General features: G+C 60.1%; 1 protein-coding gene and 1 pseudogene. Both read right to left on the bottom strand.

The features are described from left to right. Positions 1-207, bottom strand: a pseudogene (locus tag ADK28_RS04265) (N-acetyltransferase); the annotation flags it as partial. Positions 208-240: 33 nt separating this feature from the next. Next, positions 241-564 carry a MysB family protein gene (locus ADK28_RS04260; RefSeq protein WP_065429408.1) on the bottom strand — a complete coding sequence of 108 codons (324 nt, stop codon included), beginning with the start codon at positions 562-564 and terminating at the stop codon, positions 241-243. Positions 565-571 lie beyond the last annotated feature (7 nt).

Below are 571 nucleotides of genomic sequence, written 5' to 3'. Positions count from 1 at the left end.
CAGGCAAACAAACCCCGCCAGTTGGTTCTCCTGTTCGGCCACCCATATGCCGATGCCGCGGTTGATCGTCGCCAGCTGCGCCTCATTCATGCGCGATACGATAAATCCCTGCCGTTTTTGGCTCTCGTCGAGCGCTTCCGGCACGTTTTCCCCCTGTAGCTGCAAAATGGCGGGGTAGTCGGTAGGGCGGGCCCGGCGAATAATCATGCGGCCTCCTTGGCGATGAAAGCGCGGCGCAGGTTAACGTTCATCCCACTCATCGGCTGCGGCCTGGCCTTCTTCGGTATCCAGCGGCGGTTCGAGCTGAAAGTCGCCTTCTTCCCATTCGTACAGGGTGTTTTCATCTATCCACTCGGCGGTAATTTCCACCTCGTCGTAGTCACCGTCGAAGATCGCCTGCGCCGCCGCACCGCTGCGCAGCGTCAGGCATTCCACCGCCTCTCCTTCTTCTTCGAAGAACTCCGCCTGCCACATCGTGTCGCCATCCTGCATCACGTACTTTTGCAGATTGAACTGCTGGGGCACCGGCGGCTCGTCACCGCTGCCGCCTTCGGCGGTGTCGATAAACTCT

The sequence above is a fragment of the Serratia sp. 506_PEND genome, assembly GCF_001076875.1.
Lineage (GTDB): Bacteria > Pseudomonadota > Gammaproteobacteria > Enterobacterales > Enterobacteriaceae > Serratia > Serratia marcescens.
This window is presented reverse-complemented; position numbering and strand designations above follow the sequence as displayed.